The organism is Streptomyces sp. NPDC006512 (genome assembly GCF_040611935.1).
Lineage (GTDB): Bacteria > Actinomycetota > Actinomycetes > Streptomycetales > Streptomycetaceae > Streptomyces.
Map to the genome: position 1 here is coordinate 1 of NZ_JBEXPG010000086.1, position 12,332 is coordinate 12,332.

Sequence of the window (12,332 nt, forward strand, 5' to 3'; positions counted from 1 at the left end):
GCCCGCGTACTGGACGTACTTGGCTTTCGCCCGGTGCGGCGAGAGCGCGTGCCAGGCGTCGCGGGGCAGACGGGAGTTTGACGACAGGCCCTAGCACTCCTTCCGCCAGGCCCCCAGTTCGTACTTCTTCTCCAGGGAGCTGAGCTTGAGCGCGCGCGTGCCCTCGCAGAAACGGTCCGCGGGGAGTTCGTACTCGACGTGGAAGACGGCCTTGCCGGCCTCGATGAAAGGTGTCAGCCGCTCGCACTCGCGGTACTCGGCGCACTGCTCGTTGACCGCGAAGTCGAAGTCGCCGACCAGCTGAGGGATCTGGTCGAGGTCGTTCTTGAGGCCTACGGCGAGCCCCCGGTCGTGGGCGAGGCGGGCGATCAGCCGGTTGTACTTCAGCTGGTCGTCGGCGGTGAGGGGGAAGCCGGAGGCGTTGCGGTAGGCGTCCATGTTGTCGGGTTCCACGGCGTCGAAGCCCTTGTCCCGGCACATGTCGAACCGTTTGGCGACGAGCGGTTCGAGCTCGGCGAGGCGGCGGATGTCGAGCCAGCGTTCGCCCTCCCAGCCGTTGCCCTTGCCGAGCATCGACTCCGGGAAGTCGCCGGCGTCGGGACGGAAGTCCTCCCAGGCACCGGTGGACAGGTAGCAGATGGTGCGCCGGCCGTCCTTCTTGAGCCGGGCCACCTGGTCCTTCGTCGTGGTGAACCCGTCGACGTCGTAGACGGGCACGTCGACGGAGGTGTCGAGCTTCCCGCTGAGCTGCCACTGCCAGGCCGTGCCGGGTCTGGGCTGCCAGCGTTCCCCCGGCGCCGGGTCCGGGCCGGGCCCCGGGTCGTCGTCCGGTTCGGCGCTGCACGCGGTGAGCAGGAGCAGCGCCGTGACCAGCAGGACGGCGAAACGCTTCATCCGGCCGCCTCCAGGGCGTACGGGAGGGTTCCCCACGGGTGCGCGCCCGTGCCGGGGACCGCGCAGTGCACTCCGGCCCGGCGCTGCGCCGCGAGTTCGGCGGCGGGGGCGTCCGGGGGAACGGCGTACACGAGGTGGCAGAAGCGCTGTGCGGGGTGGTCGGCGGTCCAGGGCGGGGCGGTGGCCGCGTCCCGGTAGGCGTCCCAGGGGCCCTCGAAGGTGACGAGCAGGTCGGCGAGCCCGGCGTACCCGGGGTGCGGGTGGACGCCGTGGTTCAGTACGAGCGTACGGGCCCCGGCGGCGCGGGCGGCGACGGCGAGCCGCGTGTAGTGCGGCAGGAGTTCCGGGTCGGCGGCGGCCTGGTCGAGGAAGGCCCCGTCGGTGGCGTACCAGTCGCGGTGCCGGAGCAGGTCCTGGACGACGGCCGCGTGCGGGCGCCGCCCGTAGTCGGTGTCGGCGTACCCGAGGACGGGCACCCCGGCGTCGCGCAGGCGGTCGGCGACGGCGGCGAACCGTTCGTCGCGGGCCCGGCCCGGCCCGCTGTCGGGGTTGAGCACCACCGAGTGCAGCCGGCCCGCGGAGCGGATGAGCCGCTCCCACTCGTCGGGGCGGTCGGCGGGGTGCTCGTACAGGGGCACCAGCAGCATGGGGTCCTTCTTCTCGTACGGGCGGGCCGGGCCGCCGAAGGCGTGGGCGTCGCGGGCGGCGCTCACCGGTGGGCCGTCGCACGGCCGAGGAGCAGGCAGACGAGGACGGCCAGGGCCGCGGCGGCGGTCCCGGCGACCACGAGCTGGACGAGCCGGGGCTGTCCGAGGCCGGTCAGCAGCGCCAGGCTCTGGGCGACGGCCGCCGAGGCGCAGACCACGGCGGCGGGCCGGACCGCCCCGAAGGACTGCAGGAGCAGGCCGGTCCACATCACGGCGCCGAGGAGGAGCAGGGTCGCGACGCGTACGCCCGTCAGACCGGGGGCGTCGGGCCACAGCAGGGTTCCGGTGACGCCGAGGGCCAGCAGCACCACCAGGTAGGAGGCCAGGCAGCGGGCCAGCGTGGTGAGCATCCGGCGCCGGAAGGCGTGCGGGGAGCGGGCCGCGCGCAGCCCGGCGAGGCTGCCGCTGCGGAACCGGTGCAGGAGCCATTCGGCGGGGCCCATGCTGAGGGTGAGGGCCACCGCCGAGGGGGCGGCGACCGCCTCGGCGGGGCCCCCGGCGAGGACCTCGCCGAGTGCGGCGTACAGCACCAGCAGGCCGGTGCCGAGGCCGAACACCCCGTACGGGACGGAGTCCCCGATGCGGGGGCCGCGCCGGGTGTACTCCTCCTCGGCGCCGCGCAGCATCTGCCAGCGCACGGGGCCGCGTTCGCCCGGGCGGTGCCGCGTCCAGCCGCGGACCCGGCGGGCGGCGGCCCGCAGGCCGCCCGCCAGCGGCAGTTCCCGTACGGCCAGGAAGCAGGCGGCCAGCAGGGACACGACCAGCAGGGTGACCCGCAGGGGCACGGGCAGGTCGAGGAACAGGGCGAGGACGGCCCCGGCGGCCATCGGGCCGAGCGCGGCGAGGAGCACCCGTTCCCGGCCGAGGACCAGCAGGACCGTGGCCGCCCCGACGTACAGGGCCTGGCCGGCGGCGAAGGCGTACGAGAACGGCGGCCCGCCGGGCACGGTCAGCGCGGCGGCGGTACCGAGGAGGGCCCCGGCGGGGGCTCCGACGAGGAGGGTGCGCCCGGCGGCGGCCCGGTCCCCGAGGCCGAGCCAGGAGTAGGCCCGGTGGGACAGGGTCTGGTCCCAGACCCAGCCGATGAGGGCCCCGGCGAGCAGGGTCAGGGTGCCCGCCGGCAGCCCGAGGCGGTCCGGGGGGCCGTCGAGCAGGGGCGCGCCGAGCACGTAGGCCAGGCCGGGCAGGGCGAAGATCACCCCGCGGAGCAGGCAGGCGGTGAGGGACACCTTCCAGGGGTCGGGGACGCGTTCGGGCTCCGGGAAGGAGCGGGGCACCCGGGCGTAGAGCTCCTCGGCGAGCCCGAAGGAGTCGTGGCGGCCGTAGGTGAGCCGGATGTACTCGTCGGTCATGCCGTCGGATTCAAGGATCGCGGCGATCTCGTCGGGGTGGACGGCCGCCGAGATGAACGGGTCGAGCCGTTCGGCGAGTTCGTCCATCGGGTCGGCGGCGGGCGCCCCCCGGCGCGGCCGGGGGATCGCCGGCAGGGTGCCGTCGGCGGAGCCGGGCGGCCGCGGTGCGCGGCGGCCGTCCGGGGAGCCGTGGCCCACGGGTACCCAGGTCCCTTCGGGGCCGGGCGGTTTGAGCCAGAGGGATCCGCTCACCACAGGCTCCCGTCGGCCGCGAGTTCCTTGTACCAGGGGTCGGCGAGCCGCTGCGTCCAGGTGTCGCCCGCGTGGACGGGCAGGACGGGCTGGCCGGCGAGTTCCCGGTAGATGTGCCGGAAGCCGTCCACGGACTGGTGGAGGGTGAACTTCTCGACGACGCGCTTGCGGGACAGCCGGCCCAGTTCGGCGCGGCGTTCGTCGTCGCGCAGCAGGGCGAGGGTGGCGCGGGCCATGGTCTCCGGTTCCCGGGGCGGGACGACGAGTCCGGTGTCGCCGACGGCCTCGCGCACTCCCCCGACGTCGGTGGAGACCGTGGTGCGGCCGCAGGACATGGCCTCGATGATGCTGAAGGGGAAGCCCTCGCTGATGCTGGACAGCATCACGACGCTGCCGGCCGCGTAGGCCCGCGCGACCTCCTCGATGCGGCCCTCGTAGGTGATCCCGTCGCTCACGCCGAGTTCGGCGCCGAGCTCCTCCAGGCGCAGCCGGTACTCCTCGCAGCCGGCCGGGACCGGGCCGAAGAGGCGCAGCCGCAGGGCGGGCAGTTCCTCGCGCATGAACGCGTAGGCCCGGATGAGGGTTTCGAGGTCCTTGATGGGGTCGATGCGGCCGCACCAGCTGAGGGTGGGCACCTCGGGTTCGGGACCGGCCTCGGGGAAGGCGTGCGGGTCGACGCCGTTGTAGACGGTGCGGATCCGTTCGGAGTCGGCGCCTCCGCGCTCTTCCCAGCGGCGGTTGTACTGGTTGCACGGGGTGATCAGGTCGGCCTGCCGGTAGCCCTCGGTGTTCAGCTCGCGGTAGAAGCCGAGCATGAGGGCCTTGACTGGCCAGCGCTGTTCGGCGGTGCGGTAGCCGAGGTAGCGCTCGCGAAGGTAGATGCCGTGCTCGGTGAGCAGGAAGGGCACCCCGTCGAGGCGTTTGGCGGCGAGGGCGGGGAGGGTGGCGAGGCCGCTGCTGACCGCGTGGGCGACGCTGTCGGGCGGGATGCGCACGGACAGCGGGCGCAGGGCGTGTTCCAGCAGGTCGGTGGCGGTGAGCGCGTCGTGGATGGTGGGTTCGGCCTCGGCGGTGACGAGTCCGGGCCGGGTCCACACGTTCATCAGCAGGCGCAGGACCGATTCGGAGCGCAGGGCCGGGGCGAGGCGTCCGGCCCGGGCCAGCTCGGCCAGTTCGCCGAGTGCCTCGGAGAACCCTCCGTGGAGGGGGTCGATCAGGGAGAGCAGGAAGCCCTCGTAGGTTTCGGTGAAGCGGCGGTGGGCCCTGCCGCGCAGTGCGGACCGGCGGGTCCGGGACGGTGCCGGACCCCAGAGGGGGACGGCCGTGTGCCGGTAGACGTTGCGCGGAAGGTCCCAGGTGACCGGCTCGCGTCCGGAGCCGGTCAGGGCTATGACGTTGAAGTCGACCTCCGGCATGCCCCGGACGAGTTGGTCGCACCAGGTGCTGACGCCCCCGTGGACGTGCGGATAGGTGCCTTCGGTGAGCATGGTGACATGGCGCCCATGGCTCATGCGGTGTGTCCCCCCAGGACGGAAAAGGGGCCGGCGCCCGTGGGTTCGCGGTGCGCCGGCGCTAGGTGGAACGAGTGGCGGCTTGCTCGGGCCGGACGGTACGGCCCGCCGGTCAGAGGAGCTTGAGCGTGACCGCCGACTGGAGCAGCTCGGGAGCCGTCCAGGCCGATCGGTTGCCGGCGTACGCGGTGCCGAAGTCCGCGGTGCCGAGCAGGAGTTGCTTCTTCGTCCCGTTGGGCGCGGTCACCGGGGCGACGACGCCGGAGGGCGCCTTGACCGTGACGTCCTTGCCGATGCGGTACGCGGTGACCTTGTTCTCGGCCACGGCCTTGTCCCAGGCCGCGCGGCGGCTGAGTTCGACGCCGGTGTCCTTCATGCTCTGGTTGACGATCGGGGCGCTCGGCGCGTAGAGCGCCCGGTAGGTGTCGAGGACCCGGTTGACCACCGGGTAGAGGGTCCGGTCCTCGGCCAGGTTCGACTGGTGGACGTAGTGCGGACGCGGGTCGTTGGCCAGGACGTGCCGCAGGGCGGTGCGGGCTTCCTGCGGGACGACGTAGTCCAGGTAGCCGGTGCTGACGTCGAGCGGGGCGGGCAGGCAGGTCGAGGTGCCCGGGTTGTCCTCGCACGCGCCGCTGCCGCCGTGGGCCCGGCTGGTGTAGATCCAGTTGTACTCGTCGGCCATCTCCGCGTTGGTGCCCGTGTTGTAGTACACGTTCATCGGGTGGCGCGGGACGGTCAGGGCGGCGCCGACGGCCCGCTGTGCCGGTTCGCGGGAGTTGTCGCTGCCGGCCCACTTCACGCCGTTGTCCGCGAGCGCGCCGGCCAGGTTGGGGTTGTCCTGGGGCTGCTGCGGGGCGGTCTTGAGGCCCGAGTGCTCGCCGGTGACGAGTTCGGTGCGGTCGAGGGTGATGCCCTTGGAGGCGGCCCAGTTGTTGTTGTCGCGGATCTGCGCGGAGATCTCGGCCCGGCTCATCCAGTTGATCGCGCCCTGGGCGTTCTTCGTGCAGGTCCACGGGACGGTGGTCACGTCCTGCACGCAGCCGAGGAACGGGTGCGTGTAGGTGTGGTTCATCCAGCGGTACTTGGCCCGGTCGGCGACCAGTTGCGCGGTCATCGCGTCGACCCCGCCGTTCTCCGCCTTCCACTCCTCCCCGGCGCCCGCGTTGAACAGCATGTCCAGCTTGAAGTTCTTGGACGTCTGCCACTGCGCCGCGTACTGGGCGTCGGCCGCGGTCATCCGGATCGTGGACTCCTGGCCCTCGCCGCCCGCGCAGGCGTAGTCGCCCGGGGTGCAGTTCAGGTCCTTGTTCCAGCGGGCGTCCGGCGCGAACACGTCGTCGACGTGGACGGCGAAGTAGTTGCGGCTCTGGCCGAGGTGCACCCCCTGCGTCAGCCAGTCGACGATGCCCCGGGCCAGCAGCCGGTACTGCTGCTGGTGCTGGTTGTAGCCGAAGGTGACGACCAGCTCGCTGCGCCCGTCGTGCGTGTACTCGCCGACGAGCGAGGCCCGTCCGGACCCGTTCGGGACGGGGGCGTCGAGGAGGCTCGTGTAGCCGGCCCTCGGCTTGCCCATGAAGCCGTAGCTCTCCAGGATCAGGCTCGAATTGTCCTCGAAGGCCACCTGACCCCCGAGGTAGCCGAAGGGCCCCGCCTTCCCGGCGGCGGTGACGGCGGCCTGGGTGCCGTCGAGCTGGCCGCCGTAGCCGCCGTTGTCCGTGTACTCCAGGCCGACCCCGGGGTGGGCCCAGGTGTAGGCGTCGACCTGGCGGATCCCGTACGTCGTCTCGTACGAGGTGAGCGCCGCCATCTCGGCCGAGCCCGCGGGGAACGGGTTCTCGTTCGGCAGCACGACCCCCTGGTACTTGGCCCGCGGCCGCCCGTCGACGGTGTCGCTCAGGAAGGCGGCGTTGATGACCGGGCGCGTGGTGCTGCCCAGGTCGACACGCGTGTACGGCACTCCGGTGTCCCGGAGCTCCGCGGTGATCGCCTCGACCGAGCTGCCGCCGTCGTCGACGACGAGCACCTTCAGGTCGACGCGCGGCGTCACGGCCGCCTGAGCGGTCGCGGCGGGTACTGCCACGGACATCAGGGCCGCGGCCGCCATCGCGGCGGCAACCCTGTTCATCCGGTTCTTGTTGACCATTTCGGCCTTTCCCCCCGCAGGCGTCCCTCGGCGCGGCCCTTGGCGGTCGGCCGGGCCCGGGAGGCTCTGTGGAAAATCATGCAAAGGAACCCCGCGTCCCCTTGCGAGAGTGGCTCGAGTCTCTCGGACCTCGTCAGGTCTAAAGGGCAAACCTGGAACAGAGGCCACAGATGGGTGAACCTGATGCCCTCTTGATCGAACAACTTGCCAAACCTTCGAGTGGCGTACGGACGAGTGGCTGCGCGTAGGCTCGTTTCCGGCGGCCGTCGGGCCCGGAATACGATCGCTGCGGAGCGGCCGGCGACCCCGACGTGACCGCAGCGACCACATACATAAAACGGAAGCGAGACTTCACCACCGTGACTGCTCTGACTCTCAGCACTGCCGGCGCGGCGACGCTGCGCGCCGACGCCCTCGTGGTCGGCGTGGCGAAGGGCCCCAAGGGCCCCGTCGTGGCCGCCGGCGCCGAGGCCGTGGACAAGGCGTTCGACGGAAAGCTCGCCGCCGTTCTGGACGCGCTCGGTGCCTCGGGCGCCGAAGGCGAGACCACCAAGCTGCCCGCCCCGGCCGGCCTCAAGGTCCCGGTCGTGCTGGCGGTCGGTCTGGGCCCCGTGCCCGAGCAGGACGAGTCCTTCGACGAGGAGGCCCTGCGCCGCGCCGCCGGCGCCGCCGCCCGCGCCCTGCACGGCGCCAAGAAGGCGGCCTTCGCGCTGCCCCTGGACGACGCCTCCGCCGTCACCGCCGTGGCCGAGGGCGCGCTGCTGGGCGCGTACGCCTTCACCGCCTACCAGGGCGGCGAGAAGAAGGGCGCCAAGAACTCCGGCCCCAAGCAGCCCCTCGCCGAGGTGACCCTGCTCGGCGCCAAGCCGCGCGACAAGGACCACAAGGCCGCGGCCGAGCGCGCGAGCGTCGTGGCGGCCGAGGTCAACATCGCCCGCGACCTGATCAACACCCCGCCGAACGACCTCACCCCCGAGGCCTTCGCCGCCGTCGCCTCCGCGACCGCGAAGGAGAACGGCATCAAGGTCCAGATCCTGGACGAGAAGGCCCTCGTCAAGGGCGGCTACGGCGGCATCATGGGCGTCGGCAAGGGCTCCGAGAACCCGCCGCGCCTGGTCAAGCTGACCTACACCCACCCCAAGGCGGAGAAGACCCTCGCCTACGTCGGCAAGGGCATCACCTACGACTCGGGCGGCATCTCCCTGAAGCCGGCCGGCCACAACGAGACGATGAAGTGCGACATGGCCGGCGCAGCCGCCGTGTTCGCCGCCGTCGTCGCGGCCGCGAAGCTGGGCCTCCAGGTCAACGTGACCGGCTGGCTCGCACTCGCCGAGAACATGCCCTCCGGCTCCGCCACCAAGCCCGGCGACGTGCTGCGCATGTACAGCGGCAAGACCGTCGAGGTCCTCAACACGGACGCCGAGGGCCGCCTGGTCCTGGGCGACGCCCTGACCAAGGCCTCCGAGGAGACCCCGGACGCGATCGTCGACGTCGCGACCCTGACCGGCGCCATGGTGCTGGCGCTGGGCGACCGCACCTTCGGGATCATGGCGAACGACGACGCCTTCCGCACCTCGATCCACGAGATCGCGGAGGAGGTCGGCGAGGCCTCCTGGCCGATGCCGCTCCCCGAGGACCTGCGCAAGACCATGGACTCCCCCACCGCCGACATCGCCAACATGGGCGTCCGGATGGGTGGCGGTCTGGTGGCCGGCCTCTTCCTCCAGGAGTTCGTCGGCGAGGGCATCACCTGGGCCCACCTCGACATCGCCGGTCCCGCCTTCCACGAGGGCGCCCCGTACGGCTACACCCCCAAGGGCGGCACCGGCTCGGCCGTGCGCACCCTGGTGCGTCTGGCCGAGCGCACCGCCACCGGCGACCTGGGCTGACGTCCCGCCCCCTGGGACGCCCCAGGTGGGCGGGGGTGCGCCCCGGGACCCGACCGAGGTCCCGGGGCGCACCCGCTCTGGAATAAACGTCGAGGATCAGTAGCTTTCTACGCACGGGTAACCGTTACTTCGGGCAGAACGACGGTCCACCCCGGGGGCCCGGCGTCCCGCGTTCCCCCGACAAATGCGAAGATGGGTTCTCGGCAGGACAGGGCCCCCACCACAGGGCCGAAGAAACAAGCGGCCGATTACCAGCCGCCGCCCGGTCACAGAGGACCGGTGCCCGGCGCACATGCATGGAGGACGTGACGTGGCGAACGACGCCAGCACCGTTTTCGACCTAGTGATCCTCGGCGGTGGCAGTGGCGGTTACGCCGCGGCGCTCCGCGCATCCCAGCTGGGTCTCGACGTTGCGCTGATCGAGAAGAACAAGCTCGGCGGCACCTGCCTGCACAACGGCTGCATCCCCACGAAGGCTCTGCTGCACGCCGGTGAGATCGCGGACCAGGCGCGCGAAGCCGGACAGTTCGGTGTCAAGGCCTCTTTCGAGGGCATCGACATCGCGGGTGTGCACAAGTACAAGGACGATGTCATCTCCGGCCTGTACAAGGGCCTGCAGGGGCTGGTCGCCTCCCGCAAGGTGACCTACATCGAGGGTGAGGGCCGCCTCTCCTCCCCGACTTCCGTCGACGTGAACGGCCAGCGGATCCAGGGCCGGCACGTGCTCCTGGCGACCGGCTCCGTGCCGAAGTCCCTGCCGGGTCTCGACATCGACGGCAACCGCATCATCTCCTCGGACCACGCGCTGGTCCTGGACCGCGTGCCCGAGTCCGCGATCATCCTGGGCGGCGGCGTCATCGGCGTCGAGTTCGCCTCGGCGTGGAAGTCCTTCGGCACCGACGTGACCGTCATCGAGGGCCTCAAGCACCTCGTCCCGGTCGAGGACGAGAACAGCTCGAAGATCCTCGAGCGCGCGTTCCGCAAGCGCGGCATCAAGTTCAACCTCGGCACCTTCTTCGAGAAGGCCGAGTACACGGAGTCCGGCGTCCGCGTCACGCTCGCCGACGGCAAGACCTTCGAAGCCGAGGTGCTGCTGGTCGCCATCGGCCGCGGTCCCGTCTCCCAGGGCCTGGGCTACGAGGAGCAGGGCGTCGCGATGGACCGCGGCTACGTCCTGGTCGACGAGTACATGCGCACCAACGTGCCGACCATCTCGGCCGTCGGTGACCTCGTCCCCACCCTCCAGCTCGCGCACGTCGGCTTCGCCGAGGGCATCCTCGTCGCGGAGCGCCTGGCCGGCCTCAAGGCCGTGCCGATCGACTACGACGGCGTGCCGCGCGTCACGTACTGCCACCCCGAGGTCGCTTCCGTCGGCATCACCGAGGCCAAGGCCAAGGAGATCTACGGTGCGGACAAGGTCGTGGCCCTGAAGTACAACCTCGCGGGCAACGGCAAGAGCAAGATCCTGAAGACCGCGGGCGAGATCAAGCTCGTCCAGGTCAAGGACGGTGCCGTGGTCGGCGTCCACATGGTCGGTGACCGGATGGGCGAGCAGGTCGGCGAAGCCCAGCTGATCTACAACTGGGAAGCCCTGCCGGCCGAGGTCGCGCAGCTCATCCACGCGCACCCGACCCAGAACGAAGCGCTCGGCGAGGCCCACCTGGCCCTGGCCGGCAAGCCGCTTCACGCACACGACTAATCGTCACGGGCGCGACGACCACTTCCGCACTTTCGTTAGGAGCAACTGAAACCATGTCGGTTTCCGTAACCCTTCCGGCGCTCGGTGAGAGCGTCACCGAGGGCACTGTCACCCGCTGGCTGAAGGCCGAGGGCGAGCGCGTCGAGGCCGACGAGCCGCTGCTCGAGGTCTCGACCGACAAGGTCGACACCGAGATCCCGTCGCCCGTCTCCGGCATCCTGGCCTCCATCAAGGTCGCCGAGGACGAGACCGTCGAGGTCGGCGCCGAGCTGGCCGTCATCGACGACGGCTCCGGCGCCCCGGCTGCGGCTCCGGCCGCCGCCGAGACCCCGGCCGCCCCCGCCGCCGAGGCTCCGGCCGCCCCCGCCGCCGAGGCCCCCGCGGCCCCGGCTCCGGCCGCCGAGGCCCCCGCCGCCGAGGCCGCTCCGGCCGCGTCCGGCACCGATGTCGTGCTGCCCGCGCTGGGCGAGTCCGTCACCGAGGGCACCGTCACCCGTTGGCTGAAGGAGGTCGGCGAGTCCGTCGAGGCCGACGAGCCGCTGCTCGAGGTCTCGACCGACAAGGTCGACACCGAGATCCCCGCACCGGTCTCCGGCACCCTGCTGGAGATCCTGGTCGCCGAGGACGAGACCGCCGAGGTCGGCGCCCGTCTGGCCGTCATCGGCGTCGCCGGTGCCGCTCCGGCGGCCGCCCCCGCCGCTGCCGCCCCGGCTCCGGCCGAGGCTGCCCCGGCCGCCGCCGCTCCGGCCCCCGCAGCCGCTCCCGCCGCTGCCGCTCCGGCTCCGGCCGTGGCCGCTCCGGCCGCCGCCGCCCCGGTCGCCGCCGCCCCGGTCGCGGCTCCGGCTCCGGCCGCAGCCCCGGCTCCCGTGGCCGCTCCGGCTCCGGTCGCCCCGGCCGCCCCCGCCGCCGCCGCTCCGGCCGGCGACGAGGGTGCGTACGTGACCCCGCTGGTGCGCAAGCTCGCCTCGGAGTCCGGCGTCAACCTGTCGACGGTCTCGGGCACCGGTGTCGGTGGCCGCATCCGCAAGCAGGACGTCCTGGCCGCCGCCGAGGCCGCCAAGGCCGCTGCCGCCGCTCCGGCGCCGGCCGCCGCTGCCGCTCCCGCCGCCAAGGCTCCGGCCGCCGCGGTGTCCGAGCTGCGCGGTCAGACGGTCAAGATGACCCGCATGCGCAAGGTCATCGGCGACAACATGATGAAGGCCCTGCACTCGCAGGCGCAGCTCAGCTCCGTGGTCGAGGTGGACATCACCAAGATCATGAAGCTGCGCGAGAAGGCCAAGGCCGGCTTCCTCGCCCGTGAGGGCGTCAAGCTGTCCCCGATGCCGTTCTTCGTCAAGGCCGCGGCCCAGGCGCTGAAGGCCCACGCGGTCGTCAACGCCCGGATCAACGAGGACGAGGGCACCATCACCTACTTCGACTCGGAGAACATCGGCATCGCCGTGGACTCCGAGAAGGGCCTGATGACCCCGGTCATCAAGGGTGCCGGTGACCTCAACCTGGCGGGCATCTCCAAGGCGACCGCCGACCTGGCCGCCAAGGTCCGCGGCAACAAGATCACGCCGGACGAGCTGTCGGGCGCGACCTTCACCATCAGCAACACCGGCTCGCGCGGTGCGCTGTTCGACACGGTGATCGTGCCCCCGAACCAGGTCGCCATCCTGGGCATCGGTGCCACGGTCAAGCGCCCGGTGGTCATCGAGACCGCCGAGGGCACCAACATCGGCATCCGCGACATGACGTACCTGACCCTGTCCTACGACCACCGTCTGGTGGACGGCGCGGACGCGGCCCGGTACCTCTCGGCCGTCAAGGCGATCCTCGAGGCCGGCGAGTTCGAGGTCGAGCTCGGCCTCTAAGGTCCGTCCGACCTGAAGATCCGCTTACG

Annotated in this window: 8 protein-coding genes; 3 read left to right on the forward strand and 5 right to left on the reverse strand. The window is 72.1% G+C overall.

Annotated elements, in window-relative coordinates; translation table 11 throughout:
- Window positions 1–90 precede the first annotated feature (90 nt).
- The 5 genes from ABZZ17_RS36965 to ABZZ17_RS36985 all read right to left on the reverse strand — a co-directional run bounded on the left by ABZZ17_RS36965 (window position 91) and on the right by ABZZ17_RS36985 (window position 6,841).
- Window positions 91–894: an endo alpha-1,4 polygalactosaminidase gene (locus ABZZ17_RS36965; RefSeq protein WP_356883210.1), complete on the reverse strand. Its 804-nt coding sequence runs from the start codon at window positions 892–894 to the stop codon at window positions 91–93.
- Window positions 891–1,541, reverse strand: coding sequence for a spherulation-specific family 4 protein (locus ABZZ17_RS36970; RefSeq protein ID WP_356883252.1), 651 nt, complete (start codon window positions 1,539–1,541; stop codon window positions 891–893). The genes ABZZ17_RS36965 and ABZZ17_RS36970 overlap by 4 nt, the downstream gene beginning before the upstream one ends.
- Before the next feature lie 62 nt (window positions 1,542–1,603).
- On the reverse strand, window positions 1,604–3,205 hold the full coding sequence (locus tag ABZZ17_RS36975) for a hypothetical protein (protein WP_356883212.1): 1,602 nt from the start codon (window positions 3,203–3,205) through the stop codon (window positions 1,604–1,606).
- On the reverse strand, window positions 3,202–4,716 hold the full coding sequence (pelF, locus tag ABZZ17_RS36980) for a GT4 family glycosyltransferase PelF (protein WP_356883214.1): 1,515 nt from the start codon (window positions 4,714–4,716) through the stop codon (window positions 3,202–3,204). The genes ABZZ17_RS36975 and pelF overlap by 4 nt, the downstream gene beginning before the upstream one ends.
- Before the next feature lie 112 nt (window positions 4,717–4,828).
- Window positions 4,829–6,841: a hypothetical protein gene (locus ABZZ17_RS36985; RefSeq protein WP_356883216.1), complete on the reverse strand. Its 2,013-nt coding sequence runs from the start codon at window positions 6,839–6,841 to the stop codon at window positions 4,829–4,831.
- A 377-nt stretch (window positions 6,842–7,218) separates the two neighbouring features.
- Between ABZZ17_RS36985 and ABZZ17_RS36990 the strand changes: the two genes are divergently transcribed.
- The 3 genes from ABZZ17_RS36990 to sucB all read left to right on the forward strand — a co-directional run bounded on the left by ABZZ17_RS36990 (window position 7,219) and on the right by sucB (window position 12,303).
- Entirely contained in the window at window positions 7,219–8,748 is a 1,530-nt protein-coding gene (locus ABZZ17_RS36990; RefSeq protein ID WP_356883218.1) for a leucyl aminopeptidase, read from the forward strand.
- Between the two features lie 310 nt (window positions 8,749–9,058).
- A complete protein-coding gene (gene lpdA, locus ABZZ17_RS36995; RefSeq protein WP_356883220.1) occupies window positions 9,059–10,447 on the forward strand; it encodes a dihydrolipoyl dehydrogenase in 1,389 nt (462 codons plus the stop codon).
- 53 nt (window positions 10,448–10,500) lie between these two features.
- Window positions 10,501–12,303: a 2-oxoglutarate dehydrogenase, E2 component, dihydrolipoamide succinyltransferase gene (gene sucB / locus ABZZ17_RS37000; protein ID WP_356883222.1), complete on the forward strand. Its 1,803-nt coding sequence runs from the start codon at window positions 10,501–10,503 to the stop codon at window positions 12,301–12,303.
- Window positions 12,304–12,332: the final 29 nt, after the last annotated feature.

Excerpts from the sequence above, each read along its gene's own strand:
- sucB (WP_356883222.1), top strand. The coding sequence starts at position 10,501 with ATGTCGGTTTCCGTAACCCTTCCGGCGCTCGGTGAGAGCGTCACCGAG.
- pelF (WP_356883214.1), bottom strand. The coding sequence starts at position 4,716 with ATGAGCCATGGGCGCCATGTCACCATGCTCACCGAAGGCACCTATCCG.
- ABZZ17_RS36965 (WP_356883210.1), bottom strand. The coding sequence starts at position 894 with ATGAAGCGTTTCGCCGTCCTGCTGGTCACGGCGCTGCTCCTGCTCACC.
- ABZZ17_RS36970 (WP_356883252.1), bottom strand. The coding sequence starts at position 1,541 with ATGCTGCTGGTGCCCCTGTACGAGCACCCCGCCGACCGCCCCGACGAG.
- ABZZ17_RS36985 (WP_356883216.1), bottom strand. The coding sequence starts at position 6,841 with ATGAACAGGGTTGCCGCCGCGATGGCGGCCGCGGCCCTGATGTCCGTG.